The sequence below is a fragment of the Micromonospora peucetia genome, assembly GCF_900091625.1.
Lineage (GTDB): Bacteria > Actinomycetota > Actinomycetes > Mycobacteriales > Micromonosporaceae > Micromonospora > Micromonospora peucetia.
Genome location: NZ_FMIC01000002.1, coordinates 5,129,152 through 5,153,524, shown reverse-complemented (window position 1 = coordinate 5,153,524; position 24,373 = coordinate 5,129,152). Strand labels below are relative to the sequence as shown.

At 73.3% G+C, this 24,373-nt stretch carries 22 protein-coding genes; 10 read left to right on the top strand and 12 right to left on the bottom strand.

The window, feature by feature from the left end:
• Window positions 1–75 precede the first annotated feature (75 nt).
• Complete coding sequence (locus GA0070608_RS23330; RefSeq protein ID WP_091630638.1) at window positions 76–819, bottom strand: ArsR/SmtB family transcription factor; 744 nt, start codon at window positions 817–819, stop codon at window positions 76–78.
• Window positions 820–1,089: 270 nt separating this feature from the next.
• On the opposite strand from GA0070608_RS23330, the gene GA0070608_RS23325 reads away from it, so the two are divergent.
• Window positions 1,090–2,856 (top strand): DEAD/DEAH box helicase, encoded by a 1,767-nt coding sequence (locus GA0070608_RS23325; protein WP_091630637.1) that lies wholly within the window; start codon window positions 1,090–1,092, stop codon window positions 2,854–2,856.
• Window positions 2,857–3,092: 236 nt separating this feature from the next.
• Window positions 3,093–3,761, top strand: a complete 669-nt coding sequence (locus GA0070608_RS23320; protein WP_091630636.1) for a hypothetical protein — start codon at window positions 3,093–3,095, stop codon at window positions 3,759–3,761.
• A 123-nt stretch (window positions 3,762–3,884) separates the two neighbouring features.
• Here GA0070608_RS23320 and lon read toward each other — a convergent pair whose 3' ends face one another.
• Window positions 3,885–6,215: an endopeptidase La gene (lon, locus tag GA0070608_RS23315; RefSeq protein ID WP_091630635.1), complete on the bottom strand. Its 2,331-nt coding sequence runs from the start codon at window positions 6,213–6,215 to the stop codon at window positions 3,885–3,887.
• Between the two features lie 274 nt (window positions 6,216–6,489).
• Here lon and GA0070608_RS32770 point away from each other — a divergent pair, with 274 nt between their 5' ends.
• Together GA0070608_RS32770 and GA0070608_RS23310 are read left to right on the top strand one after the other, a co-directional pair.
• Window positions 6,490–6,636: a hypothetical protein gene (locus GA0070608_RS32770; protein WP_176733809.1), complete on the top strand. Its 147-nt coding sequence runs from the start codon at window positions 6,490–6,492 to the stop codon at window positions 6,634–6,636.
• A gap of 82 nt (window positions 6,637–6,718) precedes the next feature.
• Window positions 6,719–7,066: a histone-like nucleoid-structuring protein Lsr2 gene (locus GA0070608_RS23310; protein WP_091630634.1), complete on the top strand. Its 348-nt coding sequence runs from the start codon at window positions 6,719–6,721 to the stop codon at window positions 7,064–7,066.
• A gap of 705 nt (window positions 7,067–7,771) precedes the next feature.
• Here the strand turns inward: GA0070608_RS23310 and GA0070608_RS23305 are convergent.
• On the bottom strand, window positions 7,772–8,656 hold the full coding sequence (locus GA0070608_RS23305) for a PDDEXK family nuclease (protein ID WP_091630633.1): 885 nt from the start codon (window positions 8,654–8,656) through the stop codon (window positions 7,772–7,774).
• Window positions 8,657–8,813: 157 nt separating this feature from the next.
• On the opposite strand from GA0070608_RS23305, the gene GA0070608_RS23300 reads away from it, so the two are divergent.
• Window positions 8,814–9,380: a GNAT family N-acetyltransferase gene (locus tag GA0070608_RS23300; protein ID WP_091630632.1), complete on the top strand. Its 567-nt coding sequence runs from the start codon at window positions 8,814–8,816 to the stop codon at window positions 9,378–9,380.
• Window positions 9,381–9,512: 132 nt separating this feature from the next.
• Entirely contained in the window at window positions 9,513–10,241 is a 729-nt protein-coding gene (locus GA0070608_RS23295; protein WP_091635919.1) for a helical backbone metal receptor, read from the top strand.
• A 46-nt stretch (window positions 10,242–10,287) separates the two neighbouring features.
• Here the strand turns inward: GA0070608_RS23295 and GA0070608_RS23290 are convergent, their stop codons facing one another.
• Window positions 10,288–11,241 (bottom strand): TerC family protein, encoded by a 954-nt coding sequence (locus GA0070608_RS23290; RefSeq protein WP_091630631.1) that lies wholly within the window; start codon window positions 11,239–11,241, stop codon window positions 10,288–10,290.
• Window positions 11,242–11,367: 126 nt separating this feature from the next.
• A complete protein-coding gene (locus GA0070608_RS23285; RefSeq protein ID WP_091630630.1) occupies window positions 11,368–12,066 on the bottom strand; it encodes a CBS domain-containing protein in 699 nt (232 codons plus the stop codon).
• Between the two features lie 214 nt (window positions 12,067–12,280).
• Here GA0070608_RS23285 and GA0070608_RS23280 point away from each other — a divergent pair, with 214 nt between their 5' ends.
• Both GA0070608_RS23280 and GA0070608_RS23275 read left to right on the top strand, forming a co-directional pair.
• A complete protein-coding gene (locus GA0070608_RS23280) occupies window positions 12,281–12,856 on the top strand; it encodes a DoxX family membrane protein (protein WP_176733808.1) in 576 nt (191 codons plus the stop codon).
• A gap of 204 nt (window positions 12,857–13,060) precedes the next feature.
• Complete coding sequence (locus GA0070608_RS23275) at window positions 13,061–13,453, top strand: FKBP-type peptidyl-prolyl cis-trans isomerase (RefSeq protein ID WP_091630628.1); 393 nt, start codon at window positions 13,061–13,063, stop codon at window positions 13,451–13,453.
• A 121-nt stretch (window positions 13,454–13,574) separates the two neighbouring features.
• On the opposite strand, the gene GA0070608_RS23270 is transcribed toward GA0070608_RS23275, so the two are convergent.
• Window positions 13,575–13,925 carry an STAS domain-containing protein gene (locus GA0070608_RS23270; protein WP_091630627.1) on the bottom strand — a complete coding sequence of 117 codons (351 nt, stop codon included), beginning with the start codon at window positions 13,923–13,925 and terminating at the stop codon, window positions 13,575–13,577.
• A 152-nt stretch (window positions 13,926–14,077) separates the two neighbouring features.
• On the opposite strand from GA0070608_RS23270, the gene GA0070608_RS23265 reads away from it, so the two are divergent.
• Window positions 14,078–15,097, top strand: coding sequence for an SMP-30/gluconolactonase/LRE family protein (locus GA0070608_RS23265; protein WP_091630626.1), 1,020 nt, complete (start codon window positions 14,078–14,080; stop codon window positions 15,095–15,097).
• A 119-nt stretch (window positions 15,098–15,216) separates the two neighbouring features.
• On the opposite strand, the gene GA0070608_RS23260 is transcribed toward GA0070608_RS23265, so the two are convergent.
• The 5 genes from GA0070608_RS23260 to pdhA all read right to left on the bottom strand — a co-directional run bounded on the left by GA0070608_RS23260 (window position 15,217) and on the right by pdhA (window position 22,273).
• Window positions 15,217–16,482, bottom strand: a complete 1,266-nt coding sequence (locus GA0070608_RS23260) for a L,D-transpeptidase (RefSeq protein WP_091630625.1) — start codon at window positions 16,480–16,482, stop codon at window positions 15,217–15,219.
• A 352-nt stretch (window positions 16,483–16,834) separates the two neighbouring features.
• Window positions 16,835–18,514 (bottom strand): right-handed parallel beta-helix repeat-containing protein, encoded by a 1,680-nt coding sequence (locus GA0070608_RS23255; RefSeq protein ID WP_245715896.1) that lies wholly within the window; start codon window positions 18,512–18,514, stop codon window positions 16,835–16,837.
• Between the two features lie 167 nt (window positions 18,515–18,681).
• Window positions 18,682–20,097, bottom strand: a complete 1,416-nt coding sequence (locus GA0070608_RS23250) for a dihydrolipoamide acetyltransferase family protein (RefSeq protein WP_091630623.1) — start codon at window positions 20,095–20,097, stop codon at window positions 18,682–18,684.
• Window positions 20,094–21,110, bottom strand: a complete 1,017-nt coding sequence (locus GA0070608_RS23245) for an alpha-ketoacid dehydrogenase subunit beta (RefSeq protein ID WP_091630622.1) — start codon at window positions 21,108–21,110, stop codon at window positions 20,094–20,096. The genes GA0070608_RS23250 and GA0070608_RS23245 overlap by 4 nt, the downstream gene beginning before the upstream one ends.
• Complete coding sequence (gene pdhA, locus GA0070608_RS23240; RefSeq protein ID WP_091630621.1) at window positions 21,110–22,273, bottom strand: pyruvate dehydrogenase (acetyl-transferring) E1 component subunit alpha; 1,164 nt, start codon at window positions 22,271–22,273, stop codon at window positions 21,110–21,112. Before pdhA ends, GA0070608_RS23245 begins: the two co-directional genes overlap by 1 nt.
• A gap of 104 nt (window positions 22,274–22,377) precedes the next feature.
• Between pdhA and GA0070608_RS23235 the strand changes: the two genes are divergently transcribed.
• Window positions 22,378–22,884: an Lrp/AsnC family transcriptional regulator gene (locus GA0070608_RS23235; protein ID WP_091630620.1), complete on the top strand. Its 507-nt coding sequence runs from the start codon at window positions 22,378–22,380 to the stop codon at window positions 22,882–22,884.
• 39 nt (window positions 22,885–22,923) lie between these two features.
• Here the strand turns inward: GA0070608_RS23235 and GA0070608_RS23230 are convergent, their stop codons facing one another.
• Entirely contained in the window at window positions 22,924–23,895 is a 972-nt protein-coding gene (locus GA0070608_RS23230) for a DNA polymerase domain-containing protein (protein WP_091635914.1), read from the bottom strand.
• Window positions 23,896–24,373 lie beyond the last annotated feature (478 nt).

Below are 24,373 nucleotides of genomic sequence, written 5' to 3'. Positions count from 1 at the left end.
CGCGAGCCGACTCGGTCAGGGCGCGGGCCGGCTCGGTCAGGCGCGGCCGCTGCCGTGCACGGGCCGGTTCGCCGGTCAGGCCCGGCCGCCCCCGGTGTCGGCGGCGGCATCCGGCGCGAGGTCCGCCGGGGCCAGGCCGAGCGCGGCGGCCAGCGCGGGACCGCCGGCCGGGGTCAACCGGACCGCCCGGCCGCTGCCCCTGCTGAGCCAGCCCACCTCGAAGAAGCGGTCGCACAGCGCCGCGCCCAGCGCCCCGGCCAGGTGCGAGCGGCGCTCGGTCCAGTCCAGGCAGTCGCGGACCAGTGGCCGGCGGGCAGCCCGCAGCGGCGCGACCGGAACCCCGAGCCCGGCGAGCCAGTCGAGCCCGTTCGACGTCAGTGCCAGCCCGTCGCTGTCGTCGAGCAGCCGGCGGGCGAGCAGCGCGTCACGCAGCCGCACCCCGAGACGGCCGGCCAGATGGTCGTAGCAGGTGCGGGCGTACGCCAGCGCGGCCCCGGCACGGGCGGCGCGCAACGAGCCGGCGGGCGTGGGTGGCGCCGGGGCGTGGCCGGCCAGATCCTCGATCAACTGAGCCACCGAGGGGTCGGCGAGCCGGACATAGCGGTGCCGCCCCTGCCGCTGCTCGACCAGCAACCCGCCGCTGACCAGCCGGGTGAGATGGTCGCTGGTGGTGGACGGCGCCACCCCGGCGAGCCGGGCCAACTCTCCCGCCGTCCAGGCCCGCCCGTCCAGCAGTGCCAGGCAGAAGCGGGCCCGGGTGTCGTCGGCGAGCAGGGCGGCGAGCCGGGCCAGCGCCGGGCCGTCCGCAACGGTGGTCACCGGCCCATGCTGGCACGCACACGCTGCGGCACCCACCGAAGGGGCGACGATCTGGTCCGCCGCTTCGACGCCGGCGAGGCCCCCGTGTTCCCGTGCGCCGCGTGGCCGTCGAGCACGGCGATCCACCCCCCTCGGACCGGGCGAGCACCGTACGCACGCCGCCAGGACGGACCGCCGGAGCACGGCGCCGGGCGCCCGCCGGCCCCGGTCGGGGGGCTGTTGTGCCGGTCGGCGAAACGGCGTCGCGGCGGTGATGAAAAGCTTGGCGGCATGAGTTCCGCACCCGTACGGCACGACCCGCCCACCGAGCCCGGCCCCGACACCCTCGACGACACGAGCGCCTTCACGGATCTCGGGCTGCGCGCCGAGTTGCTGGGCGCGCTGTCCGCCCTCGGCTACGAGGAGCCCACTCCGATCCAACGGGAGGCGATCCCGCTCCTGCTGGCCGGTCGGGACCTGCTGGGCCAGGCCGCGACGGGTACGGGCAAGACGGCCGCCTTCGCCCTGCCACTGTTGCAGCGGATGCCGGACGACCGGTCCGGCGGTGCCCCGGTGGCGCTCGTGCTGGTGCCCACCCGCGAACTCGCGGTGCAGGTCTCCGAGGCGTTCCACCGCTACGGCAAGGACCTGGGTGCCCGGGTGCTGCCGATCTACGGCGGGCAGCCGATCGGCCGGCAACTGCGCGCCCTGGACTCCGGGATCGACGTCGTGGTCGCCACCCCGGGCCGTGCGCTGGACCACATCGCCCGGGGCACGCTCGACCTGGGCTCCCTGGCCACGGTGGTACTCGACGAGGCCGACGAGATGCTCGACATGGGCTTCGCCGAGGACATCGAGGCGATCCTGGAACACGCGCCGGCACAGCGGCAGACGGTGCTCTTCTCGGCGACGATGCCGGCGCGCATCGACGGGCTGGCCCGCAAGCACCTGACCGACCCGGTACGCATCCTCATCGCCCGGGAGCAGCAGGTCGCCGGTGAGGCGCCCCGGGTGCGGCAGAGCGCGTACATCGTCTCCCGGGCGCACAAGCCGGCGGCACTGGGCCGGGTGCTGGACGTCGAGTCCCCCACCGCGGCGATCGTCTTCTGCCGCAGCCGGGAGGAGGTCGACCGGCTCACCGAGACCATGAACGGCCGGGGCTACCGGGCCGAGGCGCTGCACGGCGGGATGAGCCAGGAGCAGCGCGACCGGGTGATGGGCCGGCTGCGCACGGGCACGGCGGACCTGCTGGTGGCGACCGACGTCGCCGCCCGAGGCCTGGACGTCGAGCAGCTCACCCACGTGGTCAACTACGACGTCCCGTCGGCGCCCGAGTCGTACGTGCACCGGATCGGCCGGGTCGGCCGGGCCGGCCGGGAGGGTGTGGCGATCACCCTCGCCGAGCCGCGCGAACACCGGATGCTCAAGACCATCGAGCGGGTCACCGGCCAGCGGATCACCATAGACAAGATCCCGACGGTGGCGGACATGCGCACCCGGAGGTTGGAGCTGACCCAGGCCGCCCTGCGGGAGAGCCTGTTGGAGGACGACCTCGACCCGTACCGGGCGATCGTGGAGTCGCTGACCGACGAGTTCGACCTGGTGGAGGTGGCCCTCGCGGCGGTGAAGCTGGCGCACGAGGCGACGTCGCCGGGCTCGGACGACGAGGAGGAGATTCCGCAGGTCCCCGTCCGGAACCCGCGTGAGGGCCGGCCGGAGGCCGGCGGCCGGGGCGAGCGCCGCGGCGGTGCCCGGCCGCGCACCGGCGGCACCACCCAGGTCTTCATCGGGTTGGGCCGGCGCGCCGGGGTGCGCCCGCAGGACCTGGTGGGCGCGATCACCGGCGAGACCGGGATCAACGGCCGGGACATCGGCTCCATCGAGATCGCCGACCGGTTCTCGCTGGTAGAGGTGCCCCAGACCGTCGCCGACGACGTGATCGCCGGGCTGCGCGGCAGCACCATCAAGGGACGCAAGGCGACCGTACGCCGGGACCGTGACGGCGACGGGCGCAGCGAGCGCCGCTTCGACGGCGCCGACCGCCGCGACCGCCGCTAGGCCGACGCAGGGGCACCTTCCTCACGTTTTCGTGCGGGAAGGTGCCCCTGTCGACGCCGGCTGGGTGTGTCGCCGTGAGCGGCCAGATGGCCCTGCTCCACCGCCAGAGCACTCACCCCCGACCAGGTCGCCGCGTTGTGGGGCCTCGACGACGGCCCGCGCGACTAAACGCGGTGGCGGTCCGACACTGGCGGGGGCGCACTACGCTGCGGCCCACTTCATCGAAAGGAACAACCATGCGCAGGACGCTGCTGCCGCTGGCCGCGCTCGCCCTGGTCCTCGTGGCGGGCGGGTGCAAGGTCGAGATCAACGGCGGTGCCACGCCGGGCCCCGGCGGTACGACCGTGCCGTCGGACTCACCGGTGGCCGACCCGCCGTTCGGCGACGGCAGCAGCGCGAACGACAACGTCTCGCCGCCCGCCGCGCCGCCCGCGAAGGTCCCCGCGCTGACCTGCGACCAGGTGGCCGAGTCGGAGCTGGGCAGTACCAAGGTGCGGTACAACAACTACCCCGACCCGATCCCGCTGACCGAGGGGCGCTGGGCCGGTGAGGACGGCGTGGTGGTCGCCCTGCAACCGCCGTGCGCGACCGGTGACCTGACCGGCGACGGCGCCGCCGACGCGCTGCGCGCGATCATGCTCGACGGCGGTGGGACGGGCAAGTTCTGGGGCATCGTGCTCTGGCGCAACGTCAAGGGCGCCCCGGCCTATGTCGGCACGGTCGATCTCGGCGACCGCACCCCGATCGAGAAGATCACCATCAGTGCCGGCCAGGCGCAGGTGGTCTACCTGACCCGACCCGACGACGCCTCAATGGTCGAGTTGGTGATCGAGCGGACGGCCACCTACCGGCTCATTGGCGACAAGCTGGAGGAGATCGGGTACGTCGACAAGCCGCATTCCTAGTCCGCGCTGTCACCAACACGGTGAACCTTTTTGGTCAGCGCATTTGGGACACGCGCTGCGCTGACCTGCCCGGAAGTGGCCCCTGCCGCGCACCAGGCGTCGGCAGGAGCCCCTCCGTACGCCTCAGGCGGCGGTGAGGTTCGGCCCGGTGAGGGTGTCGGCGTCGGCCGGGCGCAACGCCAGGGCGAGCACGTCGGCGACGTCGGCCAGCGTGTGCACGGTCAGCGCCTCCCGGACCTCGGCGGGCAGGTCGTCCAGATCCGGCTCGTTGCGGGCCGGGATGATCACCTCGGTCAGGCCGGCCCGGTGGGCGGCAAGCAGTTTCTGCTTCACCCCGCCGATGGGCAGCACCCGGCCGGAGAGGGTCACCTCGCCGGTCATCCCGAACTCGGGTCGTACCGGCCGGCCACTGGCCAGCGACGCGAGGGCGGTGACCATGGTGATGCCCGCGCTGGGGCCGTCCTTGGGCACCGCGCCCGCCGGCACGTGCAGGTGGATCCGCCGGCCGGCGAGGGCGTTCGGGTCCAGTCCGAGCCGGCGCCCGTTGGAGCGCAGGTAGGACAGCGCGATGTGCGCGGACTCCTTCATCACGTCGCCGAGCTGGCCGGTCAGGGTCAGTCCCGGCTCGCCGGCCATGCTGGTGGCCTCGATGAAGAGCACGTCGCCGCCGGCACCGGTGACCGCCAGGCCGGTGGCCACGCCGGGCACGGCCGTGCGCTCCGCCGACTCCGGGGTGAACTTCGGCCGCCCGAGGTAGCTGGCGAGGTTGCCGGTGTCGACGCGGACCGGCGCCGGGTCGGTGGCCAGGGCCACCGCGACCTTGCGGAGGATCTTCGCAAGGGACCGTTCGAGCTGCCGTACGCCGGCCTCCCGGGTGTGTTCACCCGCGATCCGGGCGAGGGCGTCGTCGGCGACGCCGACCTCCTCGGCGGTCAGCCCGGCGCGCTCCCGCTGCCTGGGCAGCAGGTGGTCCCGGGCGATGGCGACCTTCTCCTCCTCGGTGTATCCGTCGAGGGTGACCAGTTCCATCCGGTCCAGCAGCGGGCCGGGGATGGCCTCCACCACGTTGGCGGTGGCCAGGAAGAGCACGTCGGACAGGTCGAGGTCGACCTCGAGGTAGTGGTCGCGGAAGGTGTGGTTCTGCGCCGGGTCGAGCACCTCCAGCAGGGCGGCGGCCGGGTCGCCGGAGTAGCCGGCGGCGAGCTTGTCGACCTCGTCGAGGAGCACGACCGGGTTCATCGAGCCGGCCTCGCGCAGGGCGCGCACGATCCGACCGGGCAGCGCGCCGACGTAGGTGCGCCGGTGGCCGCGGATCTCGGCCTCGTCGCGTACGCCGCCGAGGGAGACCCGGACGAAGTTGCGGCCGAGCGCGTGGGCGATCGACTCGCCGAGGCTGGTCTTGCCGACGCCGGGCGGGCCGGCGAGGGCGAGCACCGCGCCGGAGCCCCGGCCGCCGACGACGCCGAGGTTGCGCTCGGCCCGCCGGTTGCGTACGGCGAGGTGTTCCAGGATCCGGTCCTTCACATCGGCCAGGCCGGCGTGGTCGGCGTCGAGCACGGCACGGGCCGCGGCCAGATCGGTGTTGTCCTCGGTACGGGTGCTCCACGGCATCTCCAGCACCGTGTCGAGCCAGGTCCGGATCCAGCCCGCCTCCGGGGAGGCGTCACTGGCCCGTTCCAGCTTGCCGACCTCGCGCATCGCCGCCTCACGGACCTTGTCCGGCAGTTCGGCGCTCTGGACGCGGACCCGGTAGTCGGCGGAGCCGTCCGGCTCCTCCTCGCCGAGTTCCTTGCGGATGGCGGAAAGCTGCTGGCGGAGCAGGAACTCCCGCTGGGACTTCTCCAACCCCTCGCGGACGTCGGTGCCGATCTGTTCGGCGATCTCCTGCTCGGCCAGGTGGTCCCTGACCCAACCGACGAGCAGCTCCAGCCGGGTGGTGACGTCTCCGGCGGCGAGCAGCTCGGTCTTCTGGTCGAGGCTGAGCCAGGACACGTAGCCGGCCGAGTCGGCCAGCTCGGAGAGATCGGTCATCCGCTCGATCGCGTCGATGACCTGCCAGGCGCCGCGCTGCTGGAGCACGGACGTCATCAGGGCGCGGTACTCGCGGGCCAGTTCGCGGGCGCGGCCGGCAGGAGCGGGTTCGTCGAGTTCGGTCGCCTCGACCCAGAGGGCGGCACCGGGCCCGGGCACACCGGAGCCGATCCGGGCGCGGGACAGGCCGCGGATGACGGCGGCCGGTTCGCCGCTGGGCAGCCGACCGACCTTCTCGATGGTGGCGACCGCGCCGACGGGGCCGTACTCGCCGTCGAGGCGGGGCACGGCGAGCAGCTTGTGGTCACCGGTGGCGCGGGCCGCGTCGACGGCGGCCTGGGTGGTCGGGTCGAGGGTCACCGGGATCACCATGCCGGGCAGGAGCACGGCGTCGGTCAGGGGAAGTACCGGAAGAGTTGCCATCGAACACCTGCTATCGGTTGAGTTGAGCGTGTCCAACTCAAGTAACAAAGCGTTCCCCTTGTTCCGGACTGTGACCCAGGCCACGTCGCGGCCCGTCGTGCCGCCCCTCGGGCGGGACAACCCGCTCGCCAGGCTTCTTACCCGGAAGCGCTGCGCGTCGGCGCCGAGGCGGGCCTCGACAACGAGGTGCGGGCATGCGCCGGCCGATCACGGCAGGCCGCAGCACCACCGGGATCACCGAACAAGCGCACGAGCAGAAACGCACGTGAAGCGGATGAGCGCAGCACCGCCACGCGAGTCATCGGCCTTCACCCGGCCCGAACGGACGGCACTCGCCGACCACGCCGGCCTGATCGGCGACCCGACCTCCGGGCTTTGCGCCGAGCTGCTTTCCCTCGATAACCGCGACCCGCCGAAATGAGGACGACGCGTATTGTTGCGGATTCACCATCGGATAGGTCAAACTTTGACCACACCCCGCCCCACACAGGGAGTAATTAACGATGGCGAGAAAAGTAATCACGGTCCTGACCGACGACCTCGACGGTGGAAAGGCAGACCGGACCGTCGAGTTCAGTCTGGACGGCGTGGCCTACACCATCGACGTCTCCGACGAGAACGCGGGTGTGCTGCGCAAGGCCCTCGACCCGTACATCAACGCTGGCCGGCGGATCGGTCGCGGATCCGTCGACACCGGGCGGGCACCCCGCCGGGCGGGCGCGCCGGGCGGCTCGGGAATGGACCGGGAGCAGAACCGGGCCATCCGGGAATGGGCCACCAAGAACGGCTACAAGATTTCCGAGCGCGGTCGCATCCCGGTCGAGGTCGTGGAGGCGTACAAGAACCGCTGACCGACACCGGTCTCACGCTCGGGCTCGCGCGGGGTCACGCTGAGGAATCAGCGCGGCCCCGCCGGTCTTTTCCCACGGCCATCCATTCGCACGACCCGCATCCTGGCACGGGCCCATTCCCAGCCGGATCCATTAGCCGCCTCGGCCGTCGGCGGGTAGCCGGGCTGGCCGACATCGAACGCCACCGACCCCACAACCGTGATCATCGCCACGATCACACGGGTGCGACCGCCGATCGTCGTACCACCCGAGTGTAATAACCGACAGCTTTGTCGAGCATTACCTACACGGATCTCGGGGGTGGCGGATGACGTGATGGTGGAGCCAGACGGCCGGCGGGTTACCCCGCACCTTCTGGTACCTCTGGACGGCCACGCTGATCAACCGGCTGGGCAGTTTCGTCGCCATCTACCTCGTGTCGGTACACGGCCTCAGCCCCGCGTACGCCGGAATCGTGAGCGGGTTGCACGGGGCCGGCGGCGCGGCCGGGGGCGTGCTCGGCGGAATCGTCGCGGACCGGTGGAGGGCGGCGGCCGGACATGCTGGCCGGGAACGTGGCCGCCGCGATGGCGGCGGTGGCGCTCGGCCTGAGCGGGCACCCAGTGGCGATCGCGGCCCTGACCCTGCTGCTCGGGCCCGGCAGCCGCACCGGACGGTGGTGGACCTGGCGAGGGCCCGACCGCGGGTGGCCGGGGGCGCGGCGGATCAGTCCGCGCAGAGGTACGCGAAAGCGAAGCCACCCGTCATCTCGCCGCGCCGCGACTCCAGCCGCCGGATCTCGGCGAGCAACTCGTCGTGGGGCGTCAGCACCGGCTCGGCCGTGTCCGGCGCGCGCATCCGCTCGCCGATGGCCACCGCCGCCAGATCCTCGGCCAGCCGGCCTGGGTCCACCCCGGCGGATACCCGCTGCTCGTGCACCGTGACCCGCTCCACGAGGCAGGCCCCTTGGCGCACCCGCACCCAGCTCCACCCCTCGGCCGCCCCGCCCGACCAGCGCACGTGCAGCCCTCGGACGATCGGGTCGACCAGCCGCCGCGACACGTACGCCTGCACGGCGGCAGACCGGGCCAGGGCACCAAGGTCGTTGACGTGACCGGTCCGCCCGTCGGGCAGCCGGCCGAGGATGTCGCGGAACCCGACCGGAAGCGCGTCTGCGTCGTCGGGCTCCCCCGCACCGAGAGCCGCGTACCCGCGCGCGTCGAGCAGGTACGCCACGATCTGTCGCCCGTGCTCGTCGGCCCGCAGCGTCGGCGAACCGATCCGCAGCACCGGCAGGCCGACCGCCTCCGCGACCGCGTTCTTCAACCGCTCGACCCGCTGCTCGGCGGAGCCGGCGGGCGCGACTGGACCGATCTCGACGGCGAAGACCGGCCGGGCCGTGTCGGCGGCGCAGACGACCAGGTCGTAGCCCTCCCGGATGGCCGTGCTCCACTGGTTGCCGGTGACGCCCGGCGGCCGCCCGTGCACCAGTTCGCCGAGCCGGCGGGGGCCGTGCACGAGCTGGCCGCCCCGGGCGAACAGCGGGCCGCGCCCACCGTCTCCGGCGACCGCGCGCAGCCAGGATCCGTCCCCACCACCGGTGCTCGTCATCCGCCTGATCCGTCCGTCCCGCCACCGAACTTTGGCCGACGCGTCGGCCGGAGCGAGTCTAGGCCGTCGATCACGACCGGCGCGGCGGTGGTGCCTCTCGGGGCCGTACGGCCGGAATTCGGTTGAGACCCCCCGTCTGTGCCGGTGGGATGGACCGGTGAGGGTCTTCCTGGACACCGGGCGGCTGGCGCTGCGCGAGTTCACCCCCGACGACGCGCAACTGCTCGTCGAGCTGGACGACGACCCCGAGGTGATGCGATATCTCACCGGCGGGCACCCCACCCCACCCGAGGCGATCCGGGAGCACGTCCTGCCCCGGATCCTCGCCCACTACCGGCAGCCGCCTGGGCTGGGGTGGTGGGCGGCGCTGGGCCGGGACTCGGGCGACTTCCTGGGCTGGTTCGAGTTCCGTCCGACCCACGACGGCGACGTCCGCGAGGTGGAGCTGGGCTACCGGCTGCGCCGGGCCGCCTGGGGTGCCGGCCTCGCCACCGAGGGCTGCCGGGCGCTGATCGAAAAGGGCTTCACCGACCTCGGCGTGCAGCGGGTCACCGCGAACACGATGACCGTCAACGCCGCATCCCGCCGGGTGATGGAGAAGTCCGGGCTGCGATTCGTGCGGACGTACGTCGGGGACTGGCCGGAGATGATCGCCGGCGCGGAGCACGGCGAGGTGGAGTACGCGCTGACCCGGCAGCAGTGGCTGGGCCACGACACCGACTGACGCGTCCCCTGGCGGGCGCGACGGCGGCGGGCGCGTAGCCAATCGTGCCGCCGGACGGGTCCGCCCGACCGGTCGGGCATGATCGGGGTGCCCGCGCCGATGGTCGGCGGACGGGACCGGGAGGTGCGCGGGGTGCGGATCGTGTCGCTGGTGCCGTCGCTGACCGAGGCCGTGGCCCTGACCCTGCCGGGTCTGCTGGTCGGCGCCACCGACTGGTGCACCCACCCGTCCGGGCTGGACGTGGCACGGGTCGGCGGGAGCAAGTACCCCGACCTGGACCGGGTGCTCGCGCTACGCCCCGACCTGGTCCTGCTCAACGTCGAGGAGAACCGTCGCGAGGACGCCGACGCGTTGGCCGCCGCCGGCGTGCCGGTGCGGGTGACCTACCCGCGTACCGTCGACGAGGCGCTGACGGAGCTGGCGGACCTGCTCCGCGACCTGGGCGCCCCGGCCGAACCGGAGTGGCTCGCCGTGGCCCGCCGGGAGTGGGCCGGGCTGCCCACGCTAGGGCCGGCCCGCCCGGCGGTGGTGCCGGTCTGGCGCCGGCCGTGGGTGGTGCTGGGCGCCGACACCTTCGCCGGTGACGTGCTGCGCAGGCTCGGCGTCACCAACGTGTACGCCGACGATGTCGAGCGCTATCCCCGGCCGACCCTCGACGAGCTGCGCGCCCGGGCGCCGGAACTGGTGGTGCTGCCCGACGAGCCGTACCGGTTCACCGCCGACGACGGGCCGGAGGCGTTCCCCGGCACCCCCTGCGCGCTGCTCTCCGGCAGGCACCTCACCTGGTACGGCCCGTCGCTCGCCGAGGCGCCCGCCGTACTCCGCGCCCAGCTCGCCGCCCCGGTCGTCCGGCCGGGCTGACCGCCGTTGCCCGGCCTCGGCCGGATGGACGCGCCGGGGCGGGCGGTCAGTCGCCCGCGCGCCGGCGCCGCTCCCGGCGGGCGGCGAACACGCTCCACCCGATCGCGACGGACAGCGTCAACACCACCACCGCGAGGGTCGACCAGACCGGCAATTTCCCGACCGGCGTCTCGGCGAGGATCAGCTTCGCCCCGGCGAAGGCCAGCAGCACGGCCAGCCCGTACCGCAGGTAACCGAAGTGGCGCAGCAGCCCGGCCAGGCAGAAGTAAAGGCTGCGCAGGCCGAGCACGGCGAACGCGGTCGCCGTCCAGACGAGGAACGTGTCGGTGGTGATGGCCAGGATCGCCGCCACCGAGTCGATCGCGAAGACCACGTCGGTGGCCTCGATCGCGACCAGCGCCACCAGCAGCAGGGTGGCCCTGCGGCGACCGTCGACCCGGACGGTGAACCGGCCGCCGTGATAGCGGCGCTCCGTGGGCACCAGCCGCCGGAAAACCCGGACGGCGACGTTGCGGTCCGGGTCGACGTCCGGTTCGCCGCGTACCGCGAGTCGCCATCCCGTCCAGATCAGGAAGGCGCCGAGCACGACACCGGCCCAGGCCAGCCGCCCCAGCAGCTCCGCGCCGGCGAAGATGAAAGCCAGCCGGAACGCGAGCGCGCCGACGACCCCCCAGAAGAGCACCTTGTGCTGGTACTCGGCGGGCACCCTGAAGTACCCGAACAGCAGCGCGAAGACGAAGACGTTGTCGACGGAGAGCGCCTTCTCCAGCAGGTAGCCGGAGAAGTACGCCACCGCCGGCTCGCCGCCCCGCCACAGCCAGATCACCAGGCCGAAGGTGAGCCCCGCGGTGATCCAGACACCGCTCCACAGCAGCGCCTCGCGCAGCTCGATCACGTGGTTGTCGCGGTGGGAGAGCATGTCCACGGCGAGCATGACGGCGATGACCGCGCCCACCGCCGCCCAGGCCCAGAGGGGCGCCGCGAACGTCGCCTCGTCCACCCGGCGTCCTCCGCATCCCCGACGGCGGCTCCGCTCCCATCCGATCCCGAGCCTAGGCGAGCCGCCGACGGGCCGACGGCGGTCCGGGCAAGTCGGTGCCGCCGGCGACCCGCCCCGGCACGGCCCTCAGGCCACCGGAGTGACCCGGGCCGCGTCCGGCTCGGCGAGCGTGGTGTCGTCGGCGTCGTAGGCGATGGTGCTCGTCACCTGGACCACGCCGCTGACCTGTCCGGCCAGCCGGCCCGCCAGTTCGACCGCGCTGCGCCGGTCCAACCGGCCGTCGAGCGTCACCTCGCCGTCGCGCACCCGGACGGTGACCAGCCCGTCCCGCACCGCAAGCACCCGGCGCAGCACCTCCTGCACCACGTCCTCGCGGATCTCCGCGTCGGTGCGCAGGTGCACCCGCAGCAGGTCGCCGCGCGTGACGATGCCGACGAGCCGGCCCAGGTCGTCGAGCACCGGCAGCCGCTTCACCGCCTCCCGGTCCATCTGCCGGGCGGCGGCGGAGATCGTCGCCTCCGGCCAGGTCGTCACCGGCGGGGCGGTCATCAGGTCACGCGCCAGCAGCGCGTCGGCCTTCTCCCGGGCGGTGCGGCGCCGGCGCCCCTCGAAGACCCGCCGCTCGTCCGGACGACCGGCCCGCTCGACCTTGTGCAGCAGATCCGACTCGGACACCACGCCGAGGACCCGGCGGAACCCGTCCACCACGGGCACGCCGCTGATGCCCCGCCGGACCAACGCGTCGACGATCTCCCGGTAGGGGGTCTCCTCCCCCACCGTCGCGACCTCGCGGGTCATCACGTCGCCCACCTGCCAAGTCCTCATCACGACCTCCTGTCGTTTCCACCCGGGACGCTACGGCCGAGGTGGCGCGTCCGGTCAGGGCCGCCGGACCGTGCCGGCACGGCCGGACGGACCGGTACGGGAGGGGTCGAAGGTCCCGGTCCGATGGGGTCCGGTCGGCCCTGCCGGACGTACGTCGGTGGGCGTCCAATGGAGATGTCACCGGGAAAGCGCGGTGCGAGGCACACGAAGGGACGTGGAGACAATGGTCGCCACCACCGAGCGAACCATCACCAGGACCGACGCTCCGATGGCGGAGACCCGGCACCTCGCCGAGACCGCCCGGGAGCGGGCCGCCCGGTACGTCTTCGCCGGCATCCGGATCGCCCTCGGATGGACCTTCCTCTGGGCGTTCCTGGACAAGGTCTTCGGCCTGGGCTTCGCCACCGAGGCGAAGAACGCCTGGATCAACGGCGGCAGCCCCACCAAGGGCTTCCTGACCTTCGGCGCGGCAGGTCCGTTCGCGGACTTCTACCAAGGCATCGCCGGGGCAGTCTGGGCTGACGTGCTCTTCATGGGCGGCCTCGCCGCGATCGGCGTCGCGCTGCTGCTCGGCATCGGGATGCGGGTCGCCGCCGTCGCCGGAGCGGTGCTCTACGTGATGATGTGGACGGTCGTCCTGCCTCCCGAGAACAACCCCTTCATGGACGAGCACCTGCTCAACGCGGCGCTGCTGGTCGGTCTCGCACTGGTCAACGCCGGTGCCACCCTCGGCCTGGGCGCGACGTGGGCGAAGCTCCCCATCGTGCGGCGGTTCCCCTGGCTGCGGTGACCTGAGCGCAACACCTCCCTCCCCCCGAAGCGGGCGTCACCACCGGTGGCGCCCGCTTCCACGTGCCCGCTCCGTCGCGTCACCAGCCTCGGGTGCGTCTCCCGCCCGCCGGGCACCCGACGGGACCGCCACACGGTGGTCGGAGGTCATCGGGCAGGATCTCGGGTGACGGACATCAGGACCGAAATGGCAGGAGACTCCCGAATGAACCAGGCAGCAGGCGCCACCTCGGGCAAGCCCGAGGTGGGTCCGATCGAGGGCGCGCCGCCCGCCGATCTCGTCATCGAGGACATCACCGTCGGCGAGGGGCCGGAGGCCCAGCCGGGTCAGCTGGTCAGCGTCCACTACGTGGGGGTCGCGCATTCCAATGGCCGCGAGTTCGACTCTTCGTGGAACCGCGGCGAGACGTTCGCGTTCGGGCTCGGCGGTGGGCAGGTCATCTCCGGCTGGGACCAGGGGGTCGTGGGCATGCGGGTCGGCGGTCGGCGCCGGCTGACCATCCCGCCGCACCTGGGCTACGGCAACCGGGGCGCCGCCGGTGTCATCAAGCCGGGCGAGACCCTGGTCTTCGTCGTCGACCTGCTCGGCATCCGCTGAGCGGACGGTAAGTCGATCCGCGGACGGTGAGCCACGGCGCGGACGGGCCGGTGCGGATGGCGGACAGCGCCGTCGGCACCGGCCCGTCCGCCACGGCGCCCCTGCTCTCCGGCGCCGGAGGTCAGCAGGGCACCAGCTCCCGGTCGGAACACGGATCCACGATCGGGATGACCCGGTGCAGGCCGGTGGCCCGCAGCACCCGCTCGACCACCGGGTCGGGGCGGAGCAGCACCAGCTCCCCGCCCCGGGCGCGGACGCGCAGGTGCGCGGCGACCAGCGCCCGCACCCCGGCGGCGGAGAGCAGGCTGACGCCGGAGAGATCGAGCCGGAGCGCGGGCCGGGCCGGAGCGGCCCAGAGCGCGGAGCGGAAGGCGCCGACGGTGGCGATGTCGACCTCGCCGGTCGCCCGCATTTCCACCGCGTGGTCGGCCACGGTGATCTCCATGTGGAGCCGGTCGTCGCGCTGTTCCATACTGACGAACCTATCCCCCACCACCGACATTTCCGCCCTGCTGAGGGACCGTTTCCGGGTACGTCCAGGGTCATACCCGGGGCCTCCCGGATCCTCCTCAGGGATGACCCGGCAGGGACCTACGGGGGCGATCGGCGGGCGAGAATGGGCCGATGGTCGCTCCCCGTCCCCGCGCGCCCCGGCTGATCCGTCCCGTCCGCGAGCCCGCCACCGTGCCCCCGCCGCTCGACGGGCCGTGGGCACCCGCCGACCGGCGGCTCGACGCCGTCCAGTTGCTGCCCCTGCCCGACGGTGTGTCCGGCCCGGAGGACGTGGTCGTCGACCCGTCCGGCCGGGCGATCAGCGGGACGGAGGACGGCCGGCTCTGGTGGTGGCCGGTGGACGCGCCTCCCGGCACCCGGCCCCGGCCGTTCGCCGACACCGGGGGCCGGCCGCTGGGCGTGGAGATCGACCCGCTGGACGGCAGCCTCGTGGTCTGCGACGCGTACCGGGGGTTGCTGCGGGTGACCGGCGACGGGGCGGTACGCGAGCTGGGCGGGCTCGGGGCGAGGGCACACCTGGCCGACAACGCCACCGTCGCCCACGACGGCACGGTCTACTTCACCGATTCCTCCGACCGGTTCCCGCTCTCACACTGGAAGCGGGACCTGCTGGAGCACCGGCCCAACGGGCGGGTGCTGGCGTACGACCCACGCAGCGGGCGCACCGATGTCGTCTGCGCCGGCCTCTACTTCCCCAACGGGATCGCGCTCACCCCCGACGAGTCGGCGCTGATGCTGGCCGAGACCGCCACCCACCGGCTGGTGCGGGTCACGCTGCCCGACGGGGCGGTCACCGTGCTGGCCGACCTGCCGGCGTACCCGGACAACCTGACCCCGGTCGGCGACGGGACGTACTGGATCGCGTTTCCCAGCCCTCGGGTGCCGGTGGTCGAGCGGCTGCTGCCCCACCCACGGCTGCGGCAGCTGGTCGCGGTGCTGCCGGCCGCGGTGCAGCCGAAACCGCTGCGCTACGGCCTGGTCGCCCTCGTCGACGGCGAGGGACGGGTGCTGCGGACCCTGCACGGTCCACGTGGCGGCTACAACATGATCACCGGTGTCCGCCAGCACGGCGAGCACCTGTGGCTGGGCAGCCTCACGGGTCCCGGGGTGGCGCGGGTGCCGCTGGGCTGAGCCGTACGACCACCGACGCGCCAGGGACCGGCCCGTTGGGCTGAGCCGTACGACGGCCGACGCGCCGGGGACCGGCCCGCGTGGCGGCGGGCCGGTCCCGGGTGTGCGTACCGCCGAGGTCAGCCGCCGCTGACGGACGGCGCCGGTGCCGGCGAGCCCCCGGCCACCGCGCCCGGGTGCGGCGCGGCCGACGGGGACGGCCGCAGCCCGGCCGGCACGGGAAGCGCGCTGCCCTTGACGAACTCGTCCCAGCTGACGTTCCAGGCCGTCCAGCCGTTGCCCTCGTTCAGCGGCACCTCGGTGCCCTTGACGGTGACCAGGTCCCCGACCTGGGTGGCCCCCATCAGCCAGTCCGCAGCGGCGGCGGAGATGTTGGTGCACCCGTGCGAGACGTTGATGTTGCCCTGGTCGCCCTCCGACCACGGTGCGCCGTGGATGAACTCGCCGCCCCAGGTCAGCCGCTGGGCGTCCTCGACGTCGACCACGTAAGGGTCGGCCGACCCCCGGGTGTCGAACGTCGTCTGCTGGTGCTGCTCCATGATCACCATCTTGCCGCTGGAGGTCGGCGTGCTCGGCTTGCCGAGGCTGACCGGGATCTTGCGGACGACCTTTCCGTCGCGCAGCACCGACATCTGTTTGGTCGCGTTGTCGATCTCCAGCGCCACCTGCCGCCCGATCTTCGAGGTGGCGGTACGGTCTGAGTCGCCGATCCGGTCCTTGCCGATCGGCAGCCCCTCCAGCCCGGCCCGCACACTGATCGTGGTCCCCGGGCGCCAGAAGTCGGGGGCCCGGTAATAGACCTGACTACCGTCGGACACCCACGACCAGGCGCCCGGCTGGGGCGGATTCGTCTTCACGAACAATCTGCGCTGCACGTCATCCCTGACCTCTTTCGGAATGGGCGGGTCGAAGGCGACGGTCACCGGCATCGCGGTGCCGTACGTCCGTTTGCCGGCGAAATACAACGTGCTGGTGATTTCCGGCTTCGTCGATTTCGGCATCGTGGTGAAAGTGGTCTTCCGGGTGGTCGTCGTCCCCGAGTCGCCCGTGGCGGTCACCTCCGCGGTATAGCTGCGCCGCGGCTTCAGCGGCGCCGTCGGCACCCAGCCCGAGCCGTCCTCCCGGGGCTCCGCCTTGACCTGTGCCCCCTTGTCGTCAGTGATCCGGACGGCGGTGATCTTCCCGTTCCTGACTGTCGTCCCCACCTCGGCGGTGATCGGCACCTCGCGGGCCCGGTCGGTAGGCGTCACGGTCAGGTCCGGGGCCGCCGCCTGCCCGTCGGCCGGCCCGGCACCCGGTTTGCGGTCGGCGGTGCACCCGCCGAGAGCCAACGGCGTGGCCGCGATCGTCACGGCCAGCACCGTCAGTCGCCGCCTCAACTCCATGATGCGTCCCCCCGTTAATTGGTGTCCCTCAGCCACATTCTCTCCATATCGCGCTGGACGGGAGCGCAATTTCGGCGGAATCGGCAAAGCGATTATGGGAAGCATTTACCGCACTGCACGAAATGGGGCTGGTCGACCCGGTTTCCGGGTCCGTCCGGAATCGTCCGGGCCGCCACCGCCCAGCACCCGGAATCCCGCCGCGTCCCCGTTGCCCCACCCCGCGCCGATTCGCCGCCGCTGCCGCCGGCCGCGCTGCCGGAGAGCACCTGACCCGGGCCGACCACGACGACGTCCAGGCCGAGATGGTGGGCGGCGGGACGTCCGGTCCGACGCGGCGTGCCGCCGGTCCCGCTCACGTCCAGTCGTCGTCGCCGTGGTTGCGTTCCCACCGGCCGCCGACCGGTGGGGTGTCCATCCGGATTGCCGCGTCGGCGTTGCCGGCCAGGTCGTTGTCCTCGACCCGGCAGTCCACGCAGCTGCCCTGCTCGGTGATCCACAGCCCGTGGTTCTGGGTGCTCGGGTCCCGGTTGTCCCAGATCCGGTTGCCCCGGACGGTGGCCGAGTCGACGGCCGCGTTGATCGCGATTCCGGCTCGCACCGGCGGACCGGCCGGCAGCTCGTACGCGGTGCCCGGCGCAGGCGTGGCCCCGCTCCACCCGCTGGAGGCGTCGGGCCGTACGGGCGCGAGGGTGAGCTCCGTGTCGTCGTTCGCCGCCACCACGGCGATCCGGTCGCCGACCCGTACCACCTTGCCCCGGTGGCCGTCGTTGGGCCAGGTCGCCCGCCGGTCCACCACCTTCCGCTCGCTGTAGCGCACCGAGTCGCCGTGTCCGCTCATCGCCGGCGCACACTGCCGCCCGTTGTTCCGGATCCGGTTGCCGACCAGGATCGCGTCGCGCAGCGGCCGGTCGATGCGGATGGCGTCGGCGCTGTTGCCGTAGAAGTCGTTGCTCTCGATGACGATCTCCTCGGCCACCTGCTCCTCGGCCCCGCCGAGGTTGCGCTGGTGGTAGCCGTACCGGCCGTTGCCGCTGATCCGGTTGCCACGGATCGTGTACGGGCCCGGGGTGTTGCCGATGCTGACCCCGTCGCGCAGGTTGCCGTCGATCACGCAGTCGGTCAGGATGCCGCCCCGCCCGGCGGTGTGCGTGGTGCCCTTCGCCGAGACGTGGAAGCCCGCCTCCAGGTTTCCGGTCATGGTGCAGGCGGAGACGATCAGGCCGTTCGCACCCCAGTCGGAGATGCCGAAGCGGTTGCCCTGGGCATGGCAGCCGATGATCCGCACACCTCGCGGGCGCAGGTGACTCGCCTCCTGCAACTCCAGGAAGATGCCGTTGGTGGCGTTGGCCACCGCGCTGCAGTTGACGATGTTGAACCGCTCGACGCTGCCCCAGCCGCCGATGCCGACACCGATGCCCGCGCCACCCATCTCGGTGCCGTTGTCCAGCCGCCCGCACCCGACCACCAGCACCCCGTCGATCAGGCAGTCCTGGAGGAAGTCGCAGCCCAGGCCGGTGGCGGCGGTGTGGTGGATGTACAGGTTGCGGAAGACGCCCCGGACGACGTACTGCAGGCCGAGCCCCTTGGCCAGCGGGTTGTAGTCCGCCGACGCCACCCCCGAGCCGTCGATCTCGAAGTCGGCGAAGGTGCAGTCGGCCAGGTGCCGGTCGCGGTCGGCACCGTGCTGGAGCGTGGTGTAGAAGGCGAGCGGCGCCGGGTCGGCCCGGTTGCCGGCGTTGCTGAGCACGAAGCGGGTCGCCCCCGGGCCGGCGCCGACGAGCGACACCCCGGTACGCCACACGGTGCCCGAGTCCCGCATCGAGTAGACCCCGGGCGGGCAGTAGATGACCCGGGCCCGGCCGTCGGCGGCGTACGCGTCGCCGAGCCGGTCCACCAGTGCGGCGAGCGCCGGCTGGTCGTTGGCTGTCCCGTCACCGGTCAGGCCGTGCTCCCGGGCGTCGCAGAGCAGCGGGGCACCGGCCACCGCGTGGCGGCGCACACCGCCGGCGGAGGGCACGTCCGGGTACGCCAACTCGTCCTCCCCTCGGCGAGACTGCCCGGCCCGCATTCCCGGCCCGATCCCGGGGAAACGCGGCCGGCGACGGGGACGGCACGTCATGATCTTGCGACGCTGCTGTCGGCGGAGGGGGAACGGCCCCGGCGCCGCCGGGCGGCGGGCCGGGGCCGTCGCGGCCGGGGTCAGACGTTGGCGATCAGCAGCGCTGGCCGCTCGACGCAGTCGGCGACGTGCCGCAGGAAGCCGCCGGCCACCCCGCCGTCGCAGACCCGGTGGTCGAAGGTCAGGCTGAGCTGCGTCACCTTCCGCACCGCGAGCTGCCCGTCCAGCACCCAGGGCTTGTCCACGATCCGCCCCACCCCGAGCAGGGCCGCCTCCGGGTGGTTGATGATCGGGGTGGAGCCGTCGACGCCGAAGACGCCGTAGTTGTTGAGCGTGAACGTGCCGCCGGTCAGCCGGGCCGGGGGCAGCGTGCCGGCCCGGGCAGCCGTGGTCGTCACGGCCAGTTCGGCGGCCAGCTCGGCGGTGGTGAGTCGCTGCGCGTCCCGCAGCACCGGCACGACCAGCCCCCGGTCGGTCTGGGCGGCGATGCCCAGGTGCACCCCGGCGGGCTGCACGATCCGCTGGCCCTCGGTGTCGACCCGGGCGTTGAGCTGCGGGTACCGGCGTAGCCCGGACAGGCAGATCCGGGCCAGCAGGGCCAGGATGCTCACCGGCGCGTCCGGGGTCGCCGCGTTGATCGCCGCGCGCGTCTCCAACAGCCCGGTGGCGTCCACGTCCACCCAGATGGTCACCTCGGGGATCTCCCGCCGGCTGCGGGAGAGCTTGTCGGCGATCACCTTGCGGATGCCGGTCAGCGGGATGACCAGGTCCTGCGCGCCGGGGGCCGCCGCCGTCACGGGCTCGTCCGGCACCGCGGCGAGCCGGGCGGCCGGCGTCGCCACCTGAGTCGCGGCGGCCTCCACGTCCGCCCGACGCACCACCCCACCGGGACCGGTGCCACGCAGGGTGGCCAGGTCGAGGCCGTGCTCGCGGGCCAGCCGGCGGACGATCGGCGAGATGACCAGGGGCGCCGCCGCGCCGTGCGGCCGGTCGGCCACGCCGGCCGGAGTCGCCGCCGCCGGGCCGGGCGCCGCCGGGGGCGTCGCCGCACGCGTGCCCGAGGGCGTGGCCGGAGGCATCGCCGCGGGCGTGGGCGGGGCGGGCTCGGGTGCGGCCACGAGACGGGGCCGGCGGCGCCGCCGGCCCTGGCCGCCGTGGCCGGTGCCGTACCCGATGAGGACGTTGCCGGAGCCGGCGCGTTCCTCCTCACGGTAGGTGGCGTGCCCGGCGGGTTCGTCGCCGGCCAGCGGCGCGATGGTGATCAGGGGCTGGCCGACCGGGCGGACCTCGCCCGCCGCGCCGTGCAGCGCCACGACCCGCCCGGCGTACGGGCAGGGCACGTCGACGACAGCCTTGGCGGTCTCCACCTCGACGACGCTCTGGTCCACCGTGACCACGTCACCCACGGCGACCCGCCACTCGACGATCTCGGCCTCGCTCAGCCCTTCGCCCAGGTCGGGCAGGAGGAAGACCTGCGCACCGTCCACCGTGGTCACGCCGCGCTCCCCCGGCTCAGCCAGCGCCCGTCCGGCTGGTCGTCCCACTGGAGCCGGGCCACCGTGTCGAGGACCCGGTCCACCGACGGCAGGTGGGTGTGCTCCAGCATGGGCGGCGGATAGGGGATGTCCAGGCCGGACACCCGCAGCACCGGGGCGTGCAGGGCGTGGAAGCAGCGCTCCTGCACGCGGGCGGCGATCTCGGCACCGACCCCGGCGAAGCCCTGCGCCTCCTGGATCACCACGCACCGGCCGGTGCGGCGGACCGAGGCGGTGACGGTCTCGTCGTCGAACGGCACGATGCTGCGCACGTCCACCACCTCCAGGTCCCAGCCCTCCTCGCGGGCGGCCTCGGCGGCCTCCAGCGCGACCGGCACCGCCGGCCCGTACGCGACGAGGGTGGCGTCGCGGCCGGGTCGGCGCACGACCGCCCGGCCGATCGGCGCGGTGGTCGCGGAAAGCTCCGCCTCGGCGCTGGAGAAGTAGAGCTTCTTCGGCTCCATGAACACGACCGGGTCGGGGTCGTCGATCGCCTGGCGTAGCAGCGCGTACGCGTCCTGCACAGTCGCCGGGGTGACCACCTTCAGACCGGGGGTGTGCGCGTAGTACGCCTCGCTGGAGTCGCAGTGGTGCTCGACCCCGCCGATGCCACCGGCGTAGGGCACCCGGATCACGATCGGCACGCTGAGCGCGCCCCGGGTGCGGTTGCGCAGTTTCGCCACGTGCGAGGCGATCTGCTCGAACGCCGGGTACGCGAACGCGTCGAACTGCATCTCCACCACCGGGCGCAGCCCGGACATGGCCATGCCGACGGCGAAGCCGACGATACCGGCCTCGGCCAGCGGCGTGTCGAAGCACCGCTTGTCACCGAACCGGGCCTGGAGGCCGTCGGTGACCCGGAAGACACCGCCGAGCGCCCCGACGTCCTCGCCGAAGACGACCACCCGGTCGTCGTCGAGCATCGCGTCGGCGAGCGCGGCGTTGAGCGCCTTCGCCATGGTCAGGGTGGCCATCAGCGCTCACCCTCCTCGTCCTGGGCGGCGGCCAGCTCGGCACGGACCAGCTCGCGCTGCTCGACCAGCTGCGGGGTGGGCTCGGCGTAGACGTGCTCGAAGAGGCTCATCGGGTCGACCGTCGGCTGCGCGTTCATCCGGGTACGCAGGTCGGCGGCGTACGCCTCGGCCTCCTCGGCGACCGCGGCGACGCCCGCGTCGTCGAGCGCGCCCCGTGCCCGCAGGTACGTCTCCAGCCGGGCCACCGGGTCCCGGTCCCGCCAGGCCTCGACCTCGGCGCCGTCGCGGTAACGGGTGGCGTCGTCGGCGTTGGTGTGCGGCTCCATCCGGTAGGTGTGCGCCTCGATGAGGAACGGACCCTTGCCGGAGCGGGCGTGCTGCACCGCGCGGGTGAGCACCGCGAGCACGGCCACCGGGTCGTTGCCGTCGACCTGCTCGCTGGGCACGCCGTAGCCGACGCCCTTGTACGCCAGCGACGGGGCGGCGGTCTGCCGGGACAGCGGGACACTGATCGCGTACTTGTTGTTCTGCACGAAGTAGACGACCGGGGCCTTGAACACGGCGGCGAAGTTGACGCCCTCGTGGAAGTCGCCCTCGCTGGTCGCCCCGTCGCCGATGAACGCCAGCGCGACGGTGTCCCGCCCCTGGTACGCCTCGCCGTAGGCCAGCCCGGCGGCGTGCACGCACTGGGTCGCCAGCGGGGTGCACTGCGGGGCGGTGCGCCGGGCGGCGGGGTCGTACCCGCAGTGCCAGTCGCCGCGCAGCAGGGTCAGCACCTCGACCGGGTCGATGCCCCGCGAGACCAGTGCCATCGACTCCCGGTAGGTCGGGAAGACCCAGTCGTCCTCGCGCAGGGCGAGGACGGCGCCGACCTGGCAGGCCTCCTGGCCACGCGAGGACGGGTAGACCGCCAGCCGGCCCTGCTTGGTCAGGGCGGTGGCCTGGACGTCGAAGCGGCGTCCGACGACCATCCGCCGGTACATCTCGACGAGCGCCTCGACGGGCGGCTCGGGGTAGTCGGCGGGGGCGGGCAGCGGCGTGCCGGTCGGATCGAGCAGGCGGACGGGCTCGGTGGCCGGGAGCAGCGGCTTGGCCGGGTCGGGCGGGGTGGCCTTCCGGCGGCTGCGCGGGGATGCCCTGCGGACCGCGGGTGTGGTCGTCACGGCGGGACCTCCTGGACGTGTGGTGGGCCTATGCTCCTGCTGTCGGATGATTGACTCAAGATCCAGGATAAACGCGGGACGGATGGCATGGGACGGGCAGGGAAGTGAGCCAGGAGTCCGGGGGCCCAGCGGAGCCGACTACCGGAACGGGACGTTCGGCGCGACCGCTGGACGACGTCGACCGGCGGATCCTCGACGAACTGGTCCGCGACGGCCGCACGTCGGTGCGCACCCTCGCCGAACGGATCCACATCTCCCGCACCAACGCGTACGCGCGGGTGGAGCGACTGCTGCGCGACCGGGTGATCACCGGCTTCCGGGCCCAGGTGGCACCCGAGGCGGCGGGGCTGGGCACCTCGGCGTACATCGCGTTGAAGATCGAACAGAACACCTGGCGCGAGGTGTCGGCGGAGCTGGCCCGGGTCCGCTACATCGAGCACGCCGCCCTGCTCGGCGGCGACCACGACGTCCTCGCCCTGGTCCGGGCGCCGGACAACGCCACCCTGCGGGACGTGGTGCTGGGCCGGGTGCAGGGCATCGCCGGCGTGCTCTCCACCCGCACCTGGCTGGTCTTCGAGGAGTTCGACGGCGAACGCAGCCCGTGGGAGTGAACCGGCGGGCCCCAGCCTTCCCGGAGGGCCCCGACCGGCTCAGCGCTCCGGTGGGGCCTCCAGCCCTTCCCGGTCGGCCAACTCCAGCAGCGGTTCCAGGGAGAAGCGCCGATCGTCGAGGCCCGCGTGCGGGTCGCCGCGCTCGGCGAACCGGGCGGGCATCGTGGGCACGGCGAAGTCCTCCGGCCGGGCGTCGTCCAACTCGGACCAGTCGAGCGGCGCGGAGACCAGCGCCTGCGGCGTGGGCCGGATCGAGTACGCCGAGGCCATCGTGTGGTCCCGGGACATCTGGTTGTAGTCGACGAAGACCGGCCGGTCCCGCTGTTCCCGCCACCAGGTGGTGGTGACCAGGTCCGGTAGCCGACGCTGCATCTCCCGACCCAGCGCCAGCACCGCCCGCCGGCAGTCGCCGAAGCTCCACCGTGCCTCGATGGACAGATAGACGTGCAGGCCCCGCCCACCGGTGGTCTTCGGATAGCCGGTCAGACCCAGCTCGGCTAGGAACGCGCGCACCTCCTGGGCCACCGGCACCACCTGGTCGAAGCCCACCCCGGGCATCGGGTCCAGGTCGATGCGCAACTGGTCGGGCCGCTCGACGTCGGCAGCGGAGACCGGCCACGGGTGGAACCGCAGGGTGCCCAGGTTGGCCGCCCAGATCACCACCGCCAGCTCGCTCGGCGCGACCTCGTCGGCCGTACGCCCGCTCGGGAAGGTGATGTGGGCGGTGCGTACCCACTCGGGCGCCCCCGCCGGCAGCCGCTTCTGGTAGAAGGCGTCGCCCCGGTTGTCCTGCCGGGTGCCGATCTTCGCGCCGTCGAAGACGCCACGCGGCCACCGTTCCAGCATGGTCGGCCGGTCCCGTAGGGCGCGCAGGACGCCGTCGCCGACGGCGAGGAAGTAGCGCACCACGTCCAGCTTGGTCAGCCCGAGCTCCGGGAAGTACGGCTTGTCGGGGCTGGAGACGCGCACCAGCCGCTCCCCCACCTGGATCTCCTCGGCCGGCGTCGCCACGCCCACACCGTAACCCCGCCCGCCCCCGCCACACGCCCCGTCCCGCCCCGGCACGCCGGCCCTGACCAACCACCCCGGACCAACCGCACTCCAGCCCCACCCTCCCCCAAGCCACGATCTTGCCCCCGGGCCACGACCCCGCCCCAGGCCGCGGCCTCTCCCCCCAGGCCGCGATCTTGCACTTTCGGCCCCTCGTTCGAGCGAAATGCCGGCTTTGACCGGGCACAAAGTGCAAGATCGCGTGGAGTGGCTCGGGTGGGGTGAGGGTGAGGGTGGGGTGGGGCGTGGGGTGGGGCGTCGGGTGGGGGCCGCGCGGGCGATGGGCGAGCTGACGTGCGGCGGACGCGCGGGGGTGACGACGCCACCGGTCGTCACACCTGTGGGCTACCGTGCGTGGCTATCAGGTGACCAGGGCGGAGAGGCGGTCGTGGACGCCGGCGGGAGCACCCGCACCACGACCGGCACGACCGTCGACGCC